We start from the raw sequence: 1701 nt of genomic DNA, 5'->3' as shown, positions 1-1701 counted from the left end.
AATGCAAATACTTCCGGGTGTTCGCGCGCACCGGGAATGAGACGCTTTCTCAGGGTCTCGGCCTTGTGATATTCCAGAGGTTTTTCGCACACTCTCTGAAGGATTCCGAGTAAGCGCTCGGTGAGCTTTTCCCTGGCTTTGCGACCAGCTGGTATGTCGATGGCAAAAAGGGGGTCAGTCAATGGCAAAAAGGGGGTCAGTCAAGGTTTTTATTACTCTTGGAAAATCTTGAATGCATCAATCGTGGCTCTGAATAGCGTGTTCTCGAAGACCTCGGTTGGGCGGAAGCAGGACGGGAGAATGGCGCGGGTGGACAGGATGTCCATGGCCGATGCGTTCAGGATGAACGCGCTCCCTTGGGCGATGCTGAGAGGGTACTACGGCAAAGCTAGTAGATGTAACCGGCGGTCCGTCCGCGACCGCGCCAACCCGAATCCCGACCCATCGGCCCAGCTCCTCCCTATGACTTGAATGTCCACGTGCTGGCATAATCTGACTCCATTCCATTTTTGGATTAGAATCCATGGTATTCATGAATTGTCCCCACGTGACGAAAGATCCACCATCTCCACCACCATGCGATTCCTCCTTTCCGTATTCGTCCTCAGCCTCGCCTCATGTGCGGCCTTGGAAACCAAGACGCCCGAAGCTGAGGAAAAACCAGTTCGTCTGCTCGACCCGGCTCTCAGCGAAGCCAGCGGCCTCGCGGTTTCCCGATGCAATCCGGATCTCCTCTGGCTGATCAACGACAGTGGTGCTTCCGCATCGATCCATCTCGCCGACACCAGCGGCCAGCCACGCGGGGTGGTCCATCTTCGCGGTGTGAAGAACACGGATTGGGAGGACCTCGCCGCCTTCACCCTCGATGGCAAACCCTACCTCCTCGTCGCCGACATCGGAGACAACGCTGCCCAACGCAAGGAACTCACTTTGTACGTCGTCGCCGAACCCGAAGCATCCCCAACATTCCTGAAGCTCAGCACCAAGGCCGACTGGCTCATCCGCTTTCACTACGAAGATGGTCCCCGGGACTGCGAAGGCATCGCCGTCGACACCGCCAGCAAATCCATCCTTCTCCTGACCAAGCGCGACAAGCAACCCGCGATCTATTCGTTGCCCCTGCGCAAACCCGCACCCGGAGAAGTTCTGACCGCCAAACGCCTCGGCGCATTGGCGAAACTTGAATTCCCGCCGGGTGCCTTCCCACATCCCTTCGCCTTCCAACCGACCGGTCTCGATATCTCGGCGGACAACAAACTTGCCGCCGTCCTCACCTACCGCGGCGTCTACCTTTTCCGCCGCGCGGCGAAAGAGACCTGGGCAGAAGCCTTCGCGAAAGCCCCGGAAATCCTCGGCACTCACGGCCTCTCCCAAGCCGAAGCCCTTGCCTTCTCCCCTGACGGTCGAACCCTCTACGTCACCACCGAAGGCAAGAATCCGAGACTGGTGACCATGCCGGTTCCAAAGGAGAGCCGGTAAGCGGGTTTGCTCAACTTGGAGGAGCGACGCCCCCGTCGCTCAAAGTGTTCGGCCAAGGTCCAGAGAACATCATCTTCCTCCCTCGCGACCCCGCCCGACGAAAACCAAGCCCACCCTTTGTGGCACGAGGGCGTGCCACCTCGTGCGCCGCGAAGCGCCAACACCCTTCGGAGTGGGAGACTCCGGCCAGCCTCGGGCGCATCCGGGCTGAGAACTGGAAGT

General features: G+C 59.1%; 2 protein-coding genes. One reads left to right on the top strand and one right to left on the bottom strand.

Annotated elements, in window-relative coordinates:
* A partial coding sequence (locus WBG04_RS07115) for a hypothetical protein (protein ID WP_424313691.1) occupies window positions 1-182 on the bottom strand: 182 nt, incomplete at its 3' end.
* Window positions 183-576: 394 nt separating this feature from the next.
* On the opposite strand from WBG04_RS07115, the gene WBG04_RS07110 reads away from it, so the two are divergent.
* Entirely contained in the window at window positions 577-1479 is a 903-nt protein-coding gene (locus tag WBG04_RS07110) for a hypothetical protein (protein WP_424313690.1), read from the top strand.
* The last annotated feature ends 222 nt before the right edge of the window (window positions 1480-1701 follow it).

The organism is Haloferula sp. (genome assembly GCF_049672945.1).
In the GTDB taxonomy this organism is placed as follows: domain Bacteria; phylum Verrucomicrobiota; class Verrucomicrobiia; order Verrucomicrobiales; family Akkermansiaceae; genus Haloferula.
Note: the sequence above shows the minus strand (reverse complement) of the source record. Positions and strands in the feature narration are given on the sequence as shown.

Excerpts from the sequence above, each read along its gene's own strand:
- WBG04_RS07110 (WP_424313690.1), top strand. The coding sequence starts at position 577 with ATGCGATTCCTCCTTTCCGTATTCGTCCTCAGCCTCGCCTCATGTGCG.